This window comes from Caulobacter sp. P1_B12_2, from assembly GCF_056406675.1.
Window position 1 is genome coordinate 1 of the sequence record NZ_JBFTZS010000035.1, and the last position, 17,167, is coordinate 17,167.

A 17,167-nucleotide genomic window follows, 5' to 3' on the forward strand; every position below is an offset into this window, starting at 1 on the left:
TGCCCGCCCTTGTGGCGGGAACCCCTCTGTCCGCCGCAAGGGCAGTGGTGTGGCGCGCTGGCGCGCCAAGGCGTCTCACCGTCAGCTGAACCAGGGGTTCCCGCCACAAGGGCGGGAATGACGGTCAAAAGGAGACAGCTCGGCGCCGCACCTACCGCACCCGCGTATATTCCAGCCGCACCGCCTGGGCTTCGCGGCCGCCGCGCGTCTCGTAATAGTCGTAGGTGAAGTGGTCGTCGTCCTGGCGCGTCATCACCTCGCGCAGCGGGATCGTCGCGCCCGGATGGTCGAAGTCGGGCGTCTGGCCGAGGAAGGTGTAGCGCTGGGTCGCCGCGTCATAGCCGCCCTTGGCGACGATGAAGCCGGTGAAGTTGACGTCCATCCAGGTGCTGAAGAACGTCTTGGCGGCGGTGTCGTAGCCGATGTAGCCCAGGCCCTCGAACGGCTTGTCCTTGGCGTCGATCCGCAGGGTCTGGCGCAGGTGGCGACCGTCCAGCACCATGGCGAAGTCGGCCTCGCCCTGGTCGACGGCGGGCGGCTTGTCCGGGCTGGTCCAGTAGCTCTGTTTGACCGACCAGCGGCCGGCGAACCGCGCCAGCGCCGCGTGCTCGGCGTCTTGAGGCGCGGCCCGAGCGCCCGTTGCGACCAGCGCCGCGAGAACCGCCGCCTTCCACCAAATCCGCATGATCCGTCCCTCCGATGATGACGAAGGCAGACGTGCGCGGTCGGGCGGAGCGTCGCAACTACCTCACACGTCGTTGGGGGCAGCTCAGCGTAGGTCGCCGGACGCCAGCCGGGCGCAGACGTCCGCCGTGTGCGCGTCGGCCGGAAAGGCGCAGTCGATCCGCAGCTCGTCCAGGGTGACGTCGCGTGGCGCGGCGAAGGTGGTGATCGTCTCGAAGAAGCGCAGCGGCCCGGCGCGGCTGTTGAACACCATGGTCAGCACCGGCTCCGGCTCGGCGCCCAGCGCGCGCAATCGCCAGGCGGCGGGCACGTCGGGATAAGCGAGGATCTCGTCCAGCAACCGACGGATCGCCGGGTCGTTGGGCGAGGCCATCAGCTCGTCCTGCAGCTGGCGCACGAACTTGGCCGCCACCTCGGGCCAGTTGGCGATCACCGGGCGGAAGTCGGCGGGATCGAACACCTGGTGCAGCAGGTTGGTGTGAGGGCTTTGCCGCCCCTCCGTCAGGAAGGTGTTGACCCGCACGGCCGCGTCATTGGCCGCCAGCACGTCGAAGCGGCGGCTGATGACGAAGGCGGGATAGGGTTCCTGATGCTTGAGGATCAGGTCGATCGCCTGGCTCAGCGGCCCCATCGCGGGGTTGGCCAGCGCGCGCTCGTCGTATTGCGGCGCATAGCCGGCCGCCAGCAGCAAGGCGTTGTGCTGGCGCAGCGGCAGGCCCAGGGCGTCGGCCAGGCGGGCGATCGCCTCGCGGCTGGGCTGGGCCTTGCCGACCTCGACGAAGCCCAGGTGCCGCGCCGACAGGCCGGCCTCGTGGGCCAGGTCCAGCTGGCTCATGCGCCGCAGCTCCCGCTGCTCGCGCAGCAGCACGCCGATGGCGGGACGCCCGTCCGAAGGCCGTTTCGGTGCGGGCGTCGACGTCATGGCCTTCTCCTCAAACCTCGACGTCGAGATCTGGGGCCGGTTCGACCTCTTGTCCATCCGGGGCCGCCCGCCTTCCGCCGTCCCGCACGATCTTTTCCTCGGCCGTGCGCACCATGCGGCGCTGGTCGTGGAAGCGGGCCAGCTGGGCGCAGACGGTGAAGAAGCCGCCGGGCTCGCGCGTGTCGATCCCCTCGGTCAGGGTCAGCAGATGGATCTGCGCCGCCTCGAACCGCGCCATGACCTCCAACAGGTCGACCAGGTGGGCGGCGAAGGCGTGCAGGTTGATCACCGCCAGCACGTCGCCGGGCTTCAGCACCGCCAGGGCCTGCTCCAGGCCCGGCTTGTGCACGGCCAGGCCATAGCAGCGGTCGTGGAACAGCTGGTCGCAGCCGGCCTCGAACAGGCGCTGCGACTGCGGCCCGTCGATCACCACGCCCCTGACGGGCGGAACTCTGAGATAGCCGACCATGCGCATGGTCGGTGTGTGGCAAAGGCGGAGGCGGGGCGCTAGGGGCGAAGGCGGAAAGGTCGGGGATAAATCTGAAACCCTCTCCCGGAGGGGAGAGGGAGGGACCGCCGCGCAGCGGTGGGAGGGTGGGGTTACACCGCCACCGATTTCACTCAGACGCCCTGCCGGCTCGCCGTCGGGCTCACAACCCCCTCATCCTCCCACGCCTGCGGCGCGGGCCCCTCCTTCTCCCCATGGGAGAAGGTTTCAGGAGGATGAGAAAAGGCAAAGACCGGCGCCTTCATCTTGTTCTCCACCGTCACCCCCAGCATCGCCGCGATCTCGGCCGCCGGCTTGGGCCGGCTGATGAAGTAGCCCTGGATCTCGCCGCAGCCCTGGCGGCGCAGCTCGTCCAGCTGTTCCACCGACTCCACGCCCTCGGCCGTGGTCGTGATGCCCAGGCTGGCGCCCAGGTCGAGCACGGCCTTGATGATCGCCAGGGCGTCGGCGTCGTCGAGGATGTCGCGGACGAAGGTCTGGTCGATCTTGATCTTGTCGAACGGAAAGCTGCGCAGATAGCTCAGCGACGAATAGCCGGTGCCGAAATCGTCCATCGAGATCCGCACGCCCAGGGCCTTCAGGTCGTGAAGGATCGACATGTTGCCGATGCTGTCCTGCAGGAGCACCGACTCGGTGATCTCCAGCTCCAGGCGCTGGGCCGGCAGGCCCGAGGCCGCCAGGGCCGAGACCACGATTCCGACCAGATGCTTGTCGCGGAACTGGGCGGGCGACAGGTTGACGGCCAGGCGCACGTGCTCGGGCCAGCCGGCCGCCTCGCGGCAGGCCTCGCGCAGCACCCACTCGCCCAGCGGATTGATCAGGCCGATCTCCTCGGCGATCGGGATGAAGTCGCCCGGCGAGACCATGCCCCGGGTCGGGTGGTTCCACCGCAGCAGGGCCTCGCAGCCCATCACCTTGTCGACGCCCAGGCTGTAGAGCGGCTGGTAGTAGAGTTCGAACTGGCCCTCGGCCAGGGCCAGGCGAAGGTCCAGCTCCAGGGCTCGACGGGCCTGCAGGGCCTCGTCCATGGCCCGCTCGAAGAAGTGGAAGGCCCCGCGACCGTCGGCCTTGGCGCGATAAAGGGCCATGTCGGCCTTTTTCAGCAGCTCGTCGCTGTCGGACCCGTCGTTGGGCGACACGGCCACCCCCACGCTGCCGCCGATCATCACCTGGTGGCCCTGCAGCTCGAAGGTCTCGGCGAGGGCCTCGACGATCCGGCCGGCCAGCCGCGTGGCGCCGCCCAGATCCGTGAGGCCGCACTGGACCACCGCGAACTCGTCGCCGCCCAGGCGCGCGACGGTGTCGCCCTCGCGCACGCAGGCCCGCAGGCGCTCGGCGGCGGTCTTCAGCAGGGCGTCGCCGATCGGATGGCCCAGGGTGTCGTTGACGGTCTTGAAGCGGTCCAGGTCGATGCAGTGGACCGCCACCAGGTCCTCGCGCCGCGCCGCGCGGCTCAGGGCCGCCGACAGGTCCTTCTGGAACAGCAGGCGATTGGGAAGATCCGTCAGCGGATCATAGTGGGCCAGGCGGGCGATCTGAGCCTCGGCCCGCTTGCGCTCGGCGATGTCTTCGGAGACGCCCAACAGGTATTCGGCCGTCCCGTCGGGGCCGGGAATGGCGATCTTCTTGGTGCGCAGCAGGGCCAGCGAGCCGTCCTTGCGCGGCACGTGGTCCTCCTCGATCACCCGCACCTCGCCCGAGGAGATCACCTCGGCGTCGCGCTCCCGATAGATCGCCGCCTGCTCGGCCGGGTAGAAGTCGGCGTCGGTGCGGCCGATCATGTCGGCGCGGGCATGGCCCAGGATCTTCTCGCCGGCCCGGTTCAGCAGCACGTAGGTCTGATCGTCTGCCCGCTTGACGAACACCATCGACGGGATGGCCTCGACCACCGCGGTCATGAAGGTGCGGGCCTGCTCGGCGGCGGCCTTCGCCGCGGCCAGGGCCTCGACGCCCCGGCGGTTGGTCTCGTTGGCGGCCTGCAGCAGGCCCAGCACCGTGCCGACCCCCAGATACCGTCCGCCGTCGGTGACGATGAAGCCGCGCAGCAGGTCCGAAGCCCGGTACGACAGGCTGTCGCTGGTGAAGGCCGCCAGCTCGACGTCGGCCTCGACCACCAGCGGGTCGTTGTCCATCAGCACCGAGATCGGCCGCAAGGCGTAGAGGGCCCGGCCGTATTCGGCGGCCATCCGCAGGAAGAACGCGTTGCGCTCGACCAGGCCGATCGGCCGGTCGTCGGCGTCCAGCACCGGCACGATCAGCGTGTCGGGCTCCTCGCGGAACCGTTCGTAGAGCGTCTTGCCCAGGGTGTCGGCGCGGGCCGGAACCAGGGAAGAAACGGTGTCTCGCAACGTGAACATAGATACGCCTCCACTCGCGGGTGGAGGGACCATTTCTGACCTAACGACAGGCTAACCTAGAGCCGGAAGCGCGGCTATTTCACGAAATCTTCGCGGAGGTGTCACAGTGTTTGCCGAGGCGTTCACCATGACCTGACCGACGTTGCCGACGCCCCCTCCGTCATGGCGCGGATACGCGACATGACGGAGGGGGCGTCCCGCGACGCTAGGCGACCATACCCGCCAACCGCCCCCGGATGATCGCCTCGGCCTCCGACACGATCCGGTCGATCAGCTCGCGCACCGTCGGCACGTCGTGGATCAGGCCCTGCACCATGCCGGCCGACCAGACGCCGTGGTCGACGTCGCCGCTCAGCAGCCCCTCGCGGCCCCGCGCGCCCTTCACCAGATCGACCACGTCCTCGAACTTGGCCCCGCCGGCCCGCTCGATGGCGACGACCTGTTGGCTGATCGCGTTCTTCGCGACGCGGGCGGTGTTGTGCAGCGTACGGAAGATCAGGTCGGTGGCGCGTTCGTCGTTGGCGACCATCTGTTGCTTGAAGTTGTCGTGGATCGGCGCTTCCTGGGTGGCGCAGAAGCGGGTGCCCATGTTGACGCCGTCGGCGCCCAGGGCCAGGGCCGCGACCAGACCGCGCGCGTCGCCGAACCCGCCCGAGGCGATCATCGGGATCTTCACCTTGCTCGCCGCCACCGGGATCAGGATCAGGCCGGGAATGTCGTCCTCGCCGGGGTGACCGGCGCACTCGAAGCCGTCGATGCTGATGGCGTCCACGCCCATGCGCTCGGCGCTCAGGGCGTGGCGGACGGCGGTGCACTTGTGGATCACCTTGACCCCGTGGGCCTTGAGGTCGTCGACGTGCTCCTGCGGCTTGTAGCCGGCGGTCTCGACGATCTTGATCCCCGCCTCGATGATCGCCGCGCGGTACTCGGCGTAGGGCGGCGGCTTGATGGACGGCAGGATCGTCAGATTGACGCCGAACGGCTTGTCGGTCAGCTCGCGGGTGCGGGCGATCTCCTGGGACAGGGCCTCGGGCGTCGGCTGGGTCAGGGCGGTCAGGAAGCCCAGGGCCCCGGCGTTGGCCACGGCGCTGACCAGGGGCGCGGTGCCGACCCACTGCATGCCGCCCTGGGCGATCGGATGCTCGACGCCGAACATCTCGGTGAAGCGGGTCTTGATGGCCACGGGCGTGCTCCCTCTGATTTTGGGGGAGTATGGCCGGGTGACGTTGGGGAGTGGCAAGGGGCTGTTTTCACGCCCGCATTTTCCGTTGTCATCCCGGATCTGCGCGCTACGCGCTTGTCCGGGATGACAACGGAAAGAAGTGGAAGAGCCTAGGTTAGTGCACCGACACGCCCAGCCGGTTCCACATGTTGATCATCGCGATCACGGCCGTCAGGGCGCTGGCCTCGACGTCGCTGAAGTGCAGCCGCAGGTCGGCGCGCAGCGGGCCCAGTTCGGTGTGGGTCGGCAGCTGGGTCAGGGCCTCGGTCCAGGCCAGGGCGGCCTTCTCCTTGGCGGTGAAGTCCGACACGTGGCTCCAGACCACCAGGCGGTCCAGCCGCTCGTTGGTCTCGCCGTCGTCGCGGGCTTCCTTGGAGTGCATCTTCACGCAGAAGGCGCACTGGTTCAGCTGCGAGGCGCGCAGCTTGACCAGATGGACCAGGTGGGCGTCGACCCCGGCGCCCACGGCGGCGGTCTCGGCGGCGATGAAGGCCTGGTAGACGGTCGGAAGGTTGACGTCGTGGCGGAAGGGGGCGGTTTCAGCGCTCATGATCTCTGTCCTCGAAATGGCCCCTGCGTGGGGCTTCGAGAACAAGACGACGAAGCCTGACGATACGTGACACGCCGCCCGAAGAAATTCGGATCAGCGGGCCGGCGGGGCGGTGAAGATGAAGCCGTGCTTCTCGCCGTTGAAGCGGACCAGCATCTTCAGCTCGCGCGGCCCGTCGCGATCGAACTTCAGCTTCTCGCTGACGATCTGGCCGCCGGCGGCCTTGCCCGGCTCGACCGGGGTGGACTGCAGGATCGCCGCCTTCAGGCCGTCGACCTGGGCCTGGTCGGCCTTGCTGAGCTTGCGGTTGGGATTGGCGATCTGGGCCTGAACCTGGGACGACAGGCCGCCCGCCACCGTCTGGTTGGCGCCGGAAAAGCCGCTGACGTCCACGCGGCCGTCCTGCCCCGTCGCCATGGCGGGGCCGCCATAGCCGGTCGCCGACCCGGCGGGCCGCGCCGGCGCGGGGCTGGAGACCTCGGCGATCAACTGGTCCAGCGAGACCAGCGCCACGGGCTGGCCGGCGGCGGTGAAGAGCTTGATGTCGGCGGCGCTGATCACGGCCGGCGCTGTTCCGTTGTTGAACGCCGCCACCCGCAGCACCAGGCGGCCGTTGGAGAGGACCGGGTCGGCCTTGATGCTGATCGTCCCGCCGGCCAGGGTCGAGACCAGGCCTTCGGTGACCACGGGGTTGGGATCGTCCGCCCGCGCCACGCCTTGACCGGCCGCGCCGAGCCCCACGGCGACGAGCGCGAATCCCAGGGCCAAAGACATGCGACGGTTCATGACCGACCTCCCCTATTGTTATTACAATTAAGGATGGAGCTGCGGCGCCGTCAGGTCAATCGTCGTGTTAGCGGTCCCTCGGCGGGGCCCCCGGCGGATGGGCGGCCTATTGCAGGCCTTCGCGCCCGATCGCGTAGAACCGCGCGGCGCGCTGCTTCTTCAGCTCGGCGGCCGACAGCTTCATCAGGGCCTTCAGCTCGTCCTCGACCGCGTCGCCGACGGCTTCGATGGCGGCGGACGGATCGGAGTGGGCTCCGCCGGCCGGTTCCTCGACGATGCGGTCGACGATCTTCAGCTGGATCAGGTCCTGGGCGGTGATCTTCATGTTGGCGGCCGCGTCCTTGGCCCGGGCGCCGTCGCGCCACAGGATCGAGGCCGCGCCTTCCGGCGAGATCACCGAATAGATCGAGTGCTCGAGGATCAGCACCTTGTTGGCGCCGGCCAGGGCGATGGCCCCGCCGCTGCCGCCTTCACCGACGATGGTGGCGACCATAGGCGTGCCAAGCACCAGGCCGCGCTCGGTCGAGCGGGCGATGGCCTCGGCCTGGCCGCGCTCCTCGGCGCCCAGGCCCGGATAGGCGCCGGCGGTGTCGACGAAGGTGATGACCGGCAGGTTGAAGCGCTCGGCCATGTCCATCAGGCGCACGGCCTTGCGGTAGCCCTCGGGGCGGGCCATGCCGAAATTGTGCTTCAGCCGGGTGGTGGTGTCGTGGCCCTTCTCGTGGCCCATGACCACGACCGGGATGCCGCGGAACCGGCCCAGGCCCCCGACGATCGCCTGGTCGTCGGCGAACTTGCGGTCGCCGCGCAGCTCGACGAACTCGTCGATCAGGCCGGCGATGTAGTCCTTCAGGTGCGGGCGCTCGGGATGGCGGGCGACCATGGTCTTCTGCCAGGCGTCCAGGCCGGCATAGGCTTCCTTGCGAAGCTGCTGGGCGCGATCGCGCAGGGCCTGGATTTCGCTTTCGAACGCGCCGGGGCCAGCCGTCTCCGAGAGCCGCGACAGCTCTTCGATCTTGCTTTCCAGATCGGCGATGGGTCGCTCGAAGTCGAGATAATGCGCGGCCATGAGTCTCTTAACGTCGCCGTTGCGGAAAGGTGGCGAACCTAGAGCGCGAAGGACCAAAGTGGAACCGGTTTTGGCGGCCTTTGTGGCCGAAATCGCCAAACCTCGCCTTGGACGCGACTCAAGCGGGACTCATTGCGGCTCTAGGAGGGATAAGCCGAGCCCCCGCCCTGCGACTCGTCGTCGCAGCGACACCATGACTCGGCTGGAACCCCTGGGAGTCTCAGGGATTCGTCTTTTTGAGAGTCCTGTGGAGAGTCCTGTATTGAAACCCGCGCACTCTGGTTAATCGCGGGGTTCTCACCTATATCCTTCTTGTCGGCTCAGAAAACAGCCGACGCCCGCGGCCCCGCCCATCGAATATGGACCCGGTCCCGCCTGATGCGAACGGATGTTCCCATGCAGGTGTTCACCTTTTTCTGTGTCGGGTCGGATGGCTCGGTGCCGCGTTTCGACGTCACCCCCTGCCCTGACGACCAGGCGGCCCGTCGGCGCGCCGAAGAACTGGTCGGCGTCCATCGCGGCTGCGACACCGTCGAGGTGTGGCGCGGCGCGACCCAGCTGTTCGCCGTGACGTCGGCGCAGCAGGCGGCGGCCTAGGCCTCTTCTTTCCAAACGGCTGTCATCCCGGACGTAGCGTAGCGAAGATCCGGGACCGACGCCTGAGCGCCCGCGCTTCCGGCGGTCCCGGATCTTCGCGCTACGCGCTCGTCCGGGATGACAATTCCGGGGATGGTGGCAAATCCATCCAAGACGGCTCCGCTTTGGGATGGCAATTTCCCCGCCTACTCGGAGTCCGCCCCATGACCGCCCCCACCCGCCCCTCCGCCATCGCCGACGACAGCGGCCACGGCGGCGTGCAGATTCTGATCACCGCCGGCCCCGTCCGCTTCACGGGCGACCTGACGCCGGCCGATGGCGGGCTGGATGTCGGCCCCAATCCCCATGACCTGGTGGCCGCTGGCCTGGCGGCCTGCACCACCCAGACGCTGCGGCTCTACGCCAAGCGCAAGGCCTGGGCGCTGGGCGCTGTACATGTGGAGGTGACCTGGCGGCGCGAGCCGGGGTCGCTGCCCGCCGACGTCTTCGAGCGCCTGATCACCCTGGACGGCGACCTGGACGACGCCCAGCGCGCGCGGCTGATGGAGATCGCCGAGGCTTGCCCGGTGCACAAGATGCTGGTGGCGGGGTCGAAGGTGGTGACGCGGGCAGGCTAGTTCGGCGAACACTTGCCCCCTACGGGTCGCTTCGCGACCGTCTTCCCCCACAGGGGGAAGAGGATCCGTACCCGCGTCCTCCGCCCCCTATGGGGGGCGGACAGACCGCGAAGCGGTCAGGTGGGGGCAAGTCCGTGAGCCTCAGAACCCATACAGCGCCGCATACTCCGCATCCTTGCCCGCGATCTGTCGCGCGCAATCGACCATGACCTTGGCCTGTTTCCAGGTCGCGTCGTCCTGCATCTTGCCGTCCAGCATGGCCACGCCCGTGCCGTCCGGCATGGCTTCCAGGATGCGCCGAGCAAAAGCCACTTCGTCGGGGGCCGGCGAGAACACCCGCTTGGCGATCTCGATCTGGCTGGGGTGCAGGCTCCAGGCCCCGGCGCAGCCCATCAGGAAGGCGTTGCGGAACTGCTGCTCGCAGGCGACCGGATCGTCGATGGCCCCGAACGGGCCGTAGAACGGCTTGATGCCGTGGGCGGCGCAGGCGTCGACCATCTTGGCGAAGGTGTAGTGCCACAGGTCCTGCTGCACCGAGACGCGCGGGCTGCCGTCGGCGTGCGGATCCTCGATGACCCGGTAGCCGGGGTGACCGCCGCCGACCCGGGTGGTCTTCATGGCGCGGCTGGCGGCGAGGTCGGCCGGGCCCAGGCTGATGCCCTGCATGCGCGAGCTGGCGCCGGCGATCTGCTCGACGTTCATCACCCCCTCGGCGGTTTCGAGGATCGCGTGCAGCAGGATCGGCCGCGTGACGCCGTGCTTGGCCTCCAGCGAGGCCAGAAGCTGGTCCATGTAGAAGATGTCCCACGGCCCCTCGACCTTGGGGACCATGATCACGTCGATCTGGTTTCCGGCCTTCTCGACCAGGGTGGCCACCTCGTCCAGGTGCCAGGGCGAGTTGAGKCAGTTGATCCGCACCCACAGTCCCACGCCCAGGGCCTTGAAGTCGGTCTCGCGGGCCAGGGCGATCGTCCCGGCCAGGGCCGCGCCCTTGGCGTCGGCGGGGATGGCGTCTTCCAGGTTGGCCAGGATCACGTCGACGGTCGGGGCGATCTCGGGGACCTTGGCGCGCACCTTGTCCAGGTGCGGCGGCACGAAGTGGATCATCCGCTCGACCCGGGCCGGCGGCTCCCGCCACGGCGTCGGCGCGCCGATGGCCAGGGGTTTGAAAAAGCCTCTGGGGGTCTTCATGCGCGTGCTCCCGGCGTCGTGTTCTTATTTCGCAGTTGCGAGAAGACTGCGGCGACGCGGGAACAGGGTCAAGGCTGACGCATGGGTCAGGGAAAGTACGGATAAAAGACAAGCCGCGAAAGGCTGAAACCGCCTACGGCACTCTGTCGGCTAGCGCTCGCATGTAGGTGCCCAGGTCGGTAAGCGGATGCGGGCCGCGCAACAAACCACCGCATACGGCACTAAATCCACCGACCGTGATTCCATCAGCTACGCTGCGAGGATACGGCCGCTGAAGCCTAACGTGCAGCTCATCGAATAGGGGATGGGCCTGTTTCATCAGGCCGTTTTGCCAAGCCTCGGAAACTTGTCCGCCGACCTTTTCAATCTCTTCCTGGCGGCGGCTGGCCAATGCCGCTTCGTCCAGGCCCTCTATTGTCAGTGATGCGGCCGCCTGAAGCTTTCGGGTCCGGTCGATATCGGACACCCTGATTGTCTTCGCGAAGTCATCAACCCGCATGCGCAATTCATCGGCGCTTAGGCCGGAATAGGCGGTCATCTTGTCGGGGACGCCCTCCATGTACGCGCATCCCACCATCCCGAAGAAATGTTGGGCCGGTCCCTGGGCGACAGGAATCGGCGGCAGGGGTTCAGGCTGCGGGGCTGGGACTGTTGCTGGTGCGACGGGCCGAGGCGCGGCCGGCGCGGGCACCGCGACTTGGTTGCGAGGTTCGACAATCGCAGGCGGCACCATACTAAGAATGCCGTTTGCATCGGGTGCCTTTCTAGAGGCAGCCACTTCCTTAGCATCAAAGCCTTTCACCACGCAGAACACGGCAGCGGCGGCGAGCAGAAGGGCGCCGGCGAACCACCAAACCCGACGAGCGGCGATTTGACTATTCAAGCAGACCACTACACTCACGATGACGCAAATGACCGCCAAGACCATGAGCACAGCGAACCAGAACTGTTCTGCCTTAGTCGGGTGGCTGAACATGCGAGTCAGCAAATTTCCCGCCAATCCCGCCGAAATAGCGGCGATGGTGACAAGAATCGTCAGGAGAAATTCGGTCTTCATGGCGTCACGCTAGCATAGTGCAGCACGCAAGCTAGACGGTAGTCCAGCCGAGAGACGAAGCGAGCTACCCCTTCGCCGGCGGTCCCTGCACCGGCAGCGGCGGCTCCTCGGGGTCCTCGCGCTTGAGATCCTCGGCCGCGTCGTTCTTCGAGGCGGACGCGGCCTTGGCCTTGGCCTTGCGGCCGGCCCGGGCCTCCAGGCGCAGGGCCGCGCGGGCGTCGTCGCCTTCCTCGCCGAACAGGCCGCGCAGACGGATGTCGCGCTGCGGATAAGGCACCTCGATCCCCGCCCCGCGCAGGGCGTCGTCGATGGCCCAGGTATAGGCCGCGAAGATCGCCGCCGGGCGTCGCACGGAGTCCACCGTCGGCCAGACGATCAGCTCGAACTTCAGCGCCGAGTCGCCGTAGCCCACCAGCCAGACCTGGGCCTTGCGGGTGGCGTCGTCGGGGGCGGTGAACGACACCGAGTGGGCGGCCGCCAGCACCGCCTCGCGCACCTTCTCCTTGTCGACCCCGAAGGCGGTGACGAACGGCACGTGGATGCGGCGGGTGGTGTGGTGCAGGGTCCAGTTGATCACCTGCTCGTTGACCAGCACCGAATTGGGCACGATCACGTCGGTGCTGTCGTTGGTGCGGATGCGGGTCGAGCGCGGGCCGATCTCGTGGACCACGCCGCGCGCGCCGTTCTGCAGCTCGACGAAGTCGCCCACCGCCACCAGGCGTTCGAACATCAGCGACACGCCCGAGGCGAAGTCCTTGACCAGGCCCTGCAGGCCCAGACCGACGCCGACGCCCAGGGCCCCGGCGAACACCGCCAGCGAGGTCAGGTTCACGCCCATCACCGACAGGGCGATCAGCAGGCCGATGGTCCGCAGGCCGTAGGTGCTGAGCTTTTCGATGATGTAGAGCGTCGGGGCGCCGCCGGCCGACCGTTCGCGAAGCTTGCGCAGGCCCGAGGCGACGAACCGCGACAGGTAGATCGACACCACCACGACCACGATCGCCGCCGCCACCCCGCCCAAGGTGATCGTGGTCTTGCCCAGCTTGACCAGCTCGATGGCGTCGGGGCGGTTGAAGGGGTTGGCGACCATGGGGCGGAGTGTGGGCCGCGTGCCGGGAGGTGGGCAATACCCAAAGACCCTCTCCCAGAGGCATCTATATACGTGCTTGACCTCGAAGCTTGACTCTCCGCCATCGGCGCCTGAGCTTGGCGCTTATGGCGGAAGAAGAATTTCCAAACCCCACTCTAGAAGAGTTTGTGACCTGGCTGTCTCCGGCGTTGGCGCTTGAAGCGCTGGAAGATCTGTCGGACGACACCGCTGTAAGGACCATTCTTACCCGGGCCTCTAACGGTCTTATTCTGGGCGCGGCCACCACGGCGAGGTGGAGGTCAGGAGGCAAGCCAAGATCTGCGGAGATCATGGCCATCCCGCACGATTGGTGGGCAAAAGCTGAGATTTCGCACACTTGGCATTCGTTCTGGAATGTTGGCGACATGGTCGTTCGTCTGGAGGATGGCCGGTATTCGACGGTAGAAATCCATCTGTTTGACGTTCGTTTCGAGCCTTTTGGCATCCACGCCATATCCGGCGGTCTCATTGCGCGAAGTGCCAGCACAATCCGGGCGCAGATTGCCGCGCCTCCTCAGCTTCATGTAGGACATCTGCAAGGGGTGCCCCGAGCATCCGCGAGCGCGCCTGATGAGCGGACGGCAACGCCACCCGCCGTTGCAACTGATGCCGTTAGGGCATGGCATCGAGCGCTTTCGAAGAGTGACAAGGCCCTAGGCCTTCGTGGCTTGTGGGCCATGGCGAAAAACGATCTCGGATCGGGCGTTCTCCGAAAGCAGATCGAGCCGTTTGTCGCGGGCCGCAAGCGGGGTCCAAAAGGCCCTCGCAAAGGCTAATTATCCCGACTTTCAGCAAAAATTGTCCGGGACAATTGCTGGGACAATTAGTTTGTCCTCCGGGGAAATAGACGGGGAAAATTAAAATCGCGATCTTCTCACCGTGCGTTGCGCCATCCCGCCCGGGATACAATGGTGCAGCCGCTTCGATCGATGAGAAGGAGACGACATGACGGAATGATGAGGCCCAGAAACGGAAACGGCTCACCCCCTGCCAGGAGTGAGCCGCTGTCCGAGTATCGCCGCGTCGCGGAGATCCAAGGCCTCTAGAGCCCCAAGATTTCTCACGGCGCGGTCCCTTTCACAAGCCCAATATGGAGGAACCCATGGGCCTGATCGACCGTGTGCGGGTGAAGGAACACCGCCGCATCAGCAAGCGTGGGCGCATCGAGCGCGTCCGCGAGCACTCTCGCCCGAAGCCGCATCGCCGCTGCTAATCGGGTTGGCCCGGCTTGTTCTTCGGAGCAGGCCGGGCCGCTTTCTTCTTCGCCCCCGGCGGCGGCGTGACCTCTTCCGGCTTGGTCTGGGCGTAGCGCGCCAAGGCCTCTCCGAAGTCCATGTCTAGAAATAGCGCCGGTTCCGTCTTCTTGCCGGTCATGCGATCAGCACCTTGTAGGTCAGGCGGCATTCGATCCCGGCCAGCAGGTCACCGAAACGTTGGCCCTTGGCGAGGTCGCGGCGGTTGTAGCGGAAGCTCATTTCGCCAACGTAGCGATCCAAGTGCTTCGGCGACACCCAGTGATGAACACCAATGATCTGGCGCTTGAGCTGCGACCACACGCCTTCAATCGAGTTCGTGTGGAAGTCGCCACGGCGGTACTCGTCGGCGCTATGGCGGACCACGCCGTGGTTGTAGGCGGCGCCCAGGTGGCGATACCCGCCGTGTTCGTCGGTGGAGACCGAATTGGCTTCCGGCGAAACCACTTGGCGAACGAAGCCTTCCAGCGTGGCGCGGTTCGTGCTGGTGATGACGCGAGCGACCACGTCGCCGCCCCGGCTCACGGCGCCGATGACGGTCGTCTTTCCGGCGGTCCCGTTGAGGCCCTTGCGGAGGCGCTTGGGCTTGTTGCTTTCCTTGCCGCCGACATAGGTCTCATCGACTTCAACGTCACCCGACAGCGGCGCGTTAAAGCTGTTGGTGCGGGCGGCGTGACGCAGGCGGTGCAGGACGAACCAGGCCGACTTCTGGGTGATGCCCAGATCGGTCGCCAGGGTGGTCGAAGCGATGCCCTTGGGGTGGTTCGTGATCATCCAGATCGCAGCATACCAAGTGCGGAGCGGCAGCTTGGTGTCTTGAAAGATCGTGCCGACTTTGATCGAGAAGCGCTTGCGGCAGGTGTAGCACTTGTGGGTGTTCGTGCCGGTCAGGGTGCCGATCTTGGTCTCGTCGGCATTGCCGCACAGCGGGCAGAACTTACCGTTCTTCCAACGCGACGCCGTCAGGTGATCGATAGCCGATTGCTCAGTCGGGAAGGCCCGGAAGAGTTGCAGCAGGTTGTCGAACTTTTGGATCACGGGGGCGGCTCCTGTTGGAACCGTTATCCCCCATTACCGAGTTTGGGTCAAGCACGTATATAGATGCCTCTCCCAGAGGGAGAGGGAGGGACCCATGCGCAGCATGGGAGGGTGAGGGGTTTAGACGTCGGACGGCGTGCCGGCACGGCGTCAGTGAGAACTGCGGTGAGGGCGTCACCCCTCACCCTCCCAACCGCTACGCGGTCGGGCCCCTCCCTCTCCCCTCCGGGAGTGGGTCTTTGGGTTACCGACCCACCATCGCCAGGCCCGCCGCGCTGTAGCGCTCGCCCTCGACCGCCGTTTCCGGCACCGCCGCGGCGATCCTGGCCAGGTCGTCGGCCGACAGCACCACGTCCACCGCGCCGAGGTTCTCCTCCAGCCGGCTGATCTTGGTCGTGCCCGGGATCGGGGCGATGTGCTCGCCCTGGGCCAGGATCCAGGCCAGGGCCAGTTGAGCCGGGGTGACGCCCTTGTCAGCGGCGATCTGGGTCAAGGCTTCGACCAGGGAGAAGTTCTTGGCCAGGGCCTCGCCCTGGAAGCGCGGCAGACCACGGCGGAAGTCGTTGTCGGCCAGGGGCGCGTCGGCCTTGATCGCGCCGGTCAGGAAGCCCCGGCCCAGCGGGCTGTAGGGCACCAGGCCGATGCCCAGCTCGGTCAGCACCGGCAGGGTCGTCGCCTCCAGGTCGCGGAACCACAGCGAATATTCGCTCTGCAGGGCCGCCACCGGCTGGACAGCATGGGCCTTGCGGATGGTTTCGGGGCCGGCCTCCGACAGACCGAAATGCTTGACCTTGCCTTCGGCGATCAGGTCCTTGACCGTTCCGGCCACGTCCTCGATCGGCACGTTCGGGTCGACGCGGTGCTGGTAGAACAGGTCGATCACCTCGACGCCCAGGCGCTTCAGCGACGCCTCGGCCACCGCGCGGATGTGCTCGGGACGGCTGTCGGTGCCGCGCATGCGGGAAAAGCCCTCGCCCGTCCCCTCCGGCGCGATGTCGAAACCGAACTTGGTGGCGATGACCAGCTTGTCGCGGAAGGGCTTGAGGCCTTCGCCGACCAGCACTTCGTTCAGATAGGGGCCGTAGACCTCGGCGGTGTCGAAGAAGGTCACGCCCAGCTCGACCGCCCGGGCCAGAACCTTGAAGGCGTCTGTCTTGTCGAGGGCCGTGCCGTAGACCTGGCCCATCCCCATGCAGCCCAGGCCGATGGCCGAGACTTCCAGGCCGTCGCCGAGTTTGCGCGTCTTCATGGTGAGATCCTCATGTCCGGAATTGGGGCCGGAGGGCCGCCTCTTTTCGAGGGGCCTTCCGACAACGTGAAGATGGGCCTCGGATCGCTCGCGGATAAGCGCTTGAAGTCTCAATGAACTGCTGAGCATTTCTCAGCAATGGATCAGCGCCCTTTGCCCGACCTCGCCGTCTTCGCCCTGGTGGCCCAGCATCGCAGCTTCCGCGCCGCCGCCCAGGTGCTGGGCGTCTCGGCCTCGGCGCTCAGCCACACGATGCGCAACCTGGAGACCCGACTGGACGTGCGGCTGCTGCACCGGACCACCCGCAGCGTGGCCCCCACAGACGCCGGCGAGCGGCTGCTGGCCCGCCTGAGCCCCGCTTTGGCGGACATCGACGCGGCCCTGGCCGAGGTGGCCGCCTATCGCGACCGGCCGGCCGGCCGCCTGCGGATCAACATCGCCCGCTCGGCCGCCCGCTGGCTGGTGGGCCCACGCATCGGCGGCTTCCTGAACGCCTATCCGGACGTGCGGGTCGAGATCGTCTGCGACGACGGCCTCAGCGACATCGTGGCCGGCGGCTTCGACTGCGGCGTGCGGCTGGGCGAGAGCCTGCAGGCCGACATGATCGCCGCCCCGCTGGGCCGCGAGCTGAGCCAGGCCCTGGTCTGCGCCCCGGCCTATATCGAGGCCCACGGCGCGCCCGGGCGGCCCGAGGACGTGCTCGACCACCGCTGCCTGCTGTTCCGGCGAGGCAACGGCCAGCCCTGGCCGTGGGAGTTCGAGCGCCAGGGGCGCGAGGTGGTGGTCGATCCGCTCGGCGTGCTGGTCAGCGACGAGAACGAGGTTATCCGCCGCGCCTGCCTGGACGGGGCGGGCCTGGCCTTCCTGATCCGCGACCAGGTGGTCGACGACATCGCGGCCGGGCGGCTGGTGTCGCTGCTCGACGACTGGTGCGAGCC

General features: G+C 67.3%; 18 protein-coding genes. 4 read left to right on the plus strand and 14 right to left on the minus strand.

Translation table 11 applies throughout. The features are described from left to right. Positions 1 to 151: 151 nt before the first annotated feature. The 8 genes from AC1DZ6_RS03990 to AC1DZ6_RS04025 all read right to left on the minus strand — a co-directional run bounded on the left by AC1DZ6_RS03990 (position 152) and on the right by AC1DZ6_RS04025 (position 8,098). Positions 152 to 685 carry a DUF1579 family protein gene (locus AC1DZ6_RS03990; RefSeq protein ID WP_477095900.1) on the minus strand — a complete coding sequence of 178 codons (534 nt, stop codon included), beginning with the start codon at positions 683 to 685 and terminating at the stop codon, positions 152 to 154. A gap of 84 nt (positions 686 to 769) precedes the next feature. Then, positions 770 to 1,606, minus strand: a complete 837-nt coding sequence (locus AC1DZ6_RS03995; RefSeq protein ID WP_477095901.1) for a helix-turn-helix domain-containing protein — start codon at positions 1,604 to 1,606, stop codon at positions 770 to 772. Between the two features lie 10 nt (positions 1,607 to 1,616). Further along, a complete protein-coding gene (locus tag AC1DZ6_RS04000; RefSeq protein ID WP_477095902.1) occupies positions 1,617 to 2,075 on the minus strand; it encodes a recombinase family protein in 459 nt (152 codons plus the stop codon). A 152-nt stretch (positions 2,076 to 2,227) separates the two neighbouring features. Continuing rightward, on the minus strand, positions 2,228 to 4,471 hold the full coding sequence (locus tag AC1DZ6_RS04005) for a putative bifunctional diguanylate cyclase/phosphodiesterase (protein ID WP_477095903.1): 2,244 nt from the start codon (positions 4,469 to 4,471) through the stop codon (positions 2,228 to 2,230). A gap of 205 nt (positions 4,472 to 4,676) precedes the next feature. Beyond that, entirely contained in the window at positions 4,677 to 5,654 is a 978-nt protein-coding gene (locus AC1DZ6_RS04010; RefSeq protein WP_477095904.1) for an NAD(P)H-dependent flavin oxidoreductase, read from the minus strand. A gap of 154 nt (positions 5,655 to 5,808) precedes the next feature. Next, positions 5,809 to 6,243: a carboxymuconolactone decarboxylase family protein gene (locus AC1DZ6_RS04015; protein WP_477095905.1), complete on the minus strand. Its 435-nt coding sequence runs from the start codon at positions 6,241 to 6,243 to the stop codon at positions 5,809 to 5,811. A gap of 93 nt (positions 6,244 to 6,336) precedes the next feature. Continuing rightward, positions 6,337 to 7,029 (minus strand): hypothetical protein, encoded by a 693-nt coding sequence (locus tag AC1DZ6_RS04020; RefSeq protein WP_477095906.1) that lies wholly within the window; start codon positions 7,027 to 7,029, stop codon positions 6,337 to 6,339. A 106-nt stretch (positions 7,030 to 7,135) separates the two neighbouring features. Next, a complete protein-coding gene (locus tag AC1DZ6_RS04025; protein WP_477095907.1) occupies positions 7,136 to 8,098 on the minus strand; it encodes an acetyl-CoA carboxylase carboxyltransferase subunit alpha in 963 nt (320 codons plus the stop codon). A 396-nt stretch (positions 8,099 to 8,494) separates the two neighbouring features. Here AC1DZ6_RS04025 and AC1DZ6_RS04030 point away from each other — a divergent pair, with 396 nt between their 5' ends. Next, entirely contained in the window at positions 8,495 to 8,695 is a 201-nt protein-coding gene (locus AC1DZ6_RS04030; protein ID WP_477095908.1) for a hypothetical protein, read from the plus strand. Positions 8,696 to 8,898: 203 nt separating this feature from the next. Further along, positions 8,899 to 9,312: an OsmC family protein gene (locus AC1DZ6_RS04035; RefSeq protein ID WP_477095909.1), complete on the plus strand. Its 414-nt coding sequence runs from the start codon at positions 8,899 to 8,901 to the stop codon at positions 9,310 to 9,312. A 141-nt stretch (positions 9,313 to 9,453) separates the two neighbouring features. Here the strand turns inward: AC1DZ6_RS04035 and AC1DZ6_RS04040 are convergent, their stop codons facing one another. The 3 genes from AC1DZ6_RS04040 to AC1DZ6_RS04050 all read right to left on the minus strand — a co-directional run bounded on the left by AC1DZ6_RS04040 (position 9,454) and on the right by AC1DZ6_RS04050 (position 12,650). Next, the gene (locus tag AC1DZ6_RS04040) at positions 9,454 to 10,503 is read right to left on the minus strand and encodes an HpcH/HpaI aldolase/citrate lyase family protein (protein ID WP_477095910.1); all 1,050 of its coding nucleotides are present in this window, start codon (positions 10,501 to 10,503) and stop codon (positions 9,454 to 9,456) included. A 133-nt stretch (positions 10,504 to 10,636) separates the two neighbouring features. After that, a complete protein-coding gene (locus AC1DZ6_RS04045; RefSeq protein ID WP_477095911.1) occupies positions 10,637 to 11,560 on the minus strand; it encodes a hypothetical protein in 924 nt (307 codons plus the stop codon). Positions 11,561 to 11,624: 64 nt separating this feature from the next. After that, positions 11,625 to 12,650 carry a mechanosensitive ion channel family protein gene (locus tag AC1DZ6_RS04050; RefSeq protein WP_477095912.1) on the minus strand — a complete coding sequence of 342 codons (1,026 nt, stop codon included), beginning with the start codon at positions 12,648 to 12,650 and terminating at the stop codon, positions 11,625 to 11,627. Positions 12,651 to 12,775: 125 nt separating this feature from the next. Between AC1DZ6_RS04050 and AC1DZ6_RS04055 the strand changes: the two genes are divergently transcribed. Beyond that, positions 12,776 to 13,465, plus strand: coding sequence for a hypothetical protein (locus AC1DZ6_RS04055; protein WP_477095913.1), 690 nt, complete (start codon positions 12,776 to 12,778; stop codon positions 13,463 to 13,465). Positions 13,466 to 13,898: 433 nt separating this feature from the next. Here AC1DZ6_RS04055 and AC1DZ6_RS04060 read toward each other — a convergent pair whose 3' ends face one another. From AC1DZ6_RS04060 to AC1DZ6_RS04070, 3 genes are all read right to left on the minus strand, one after another. Then, complete coding sequence (locus tag AC1DZ6_RS04060) at positions 13,899 to 14,063, minus strand: hypothetical protein (RefSeq protein WP_477095914.1); 165 nt, start codon at positions 14,061 to 14,063, stop codon at positions 13,899 to 13,901. Next, positions 14,060 to 14,980 (minus strand): IS1595 family transposase, encoded by a 921-nt coding sequence (locus AC1DZ6_RS04065; RefSeq protein WP_477095915.1) that lies wholly within the window; start codon positions 14,978 to 14,980, stop codon positions 14,060 to 14,062. The genes AC1DZ6_RS04060 and AC1DZ6_RS04065 overlap by 4 nt, the downstream gene beginning before the upstream one ends. Positions 14,981 to 15,224: 244 nt before the next feature. Next, positions 15,225 to 16,229 (minus strand): aldo/keto reductase, encoded by a 1,005-nt coding sequence (locus tag AC1DZ6_RS04070; protein WP_477095916.1) that lies wholly within the window; start codon positions 16,227 to 16,229, stop codon positions 15,225 to 15,227. Positions 16,230 to 16,382: 153 nt separating this feature from the next. Here AC1DZ6_RS04070 and AC1DZ6_RS04075 point away from each other — a divergent pair. Beyond that, a partial coding sequence (locus AC1DZ6_RS04075) for a LysR family transcriptional regulator (protein ID WP_477095917.1) occupies positions 16,383 to 17,167 on the plus strand: 785 nt, incomplete at its 3' end.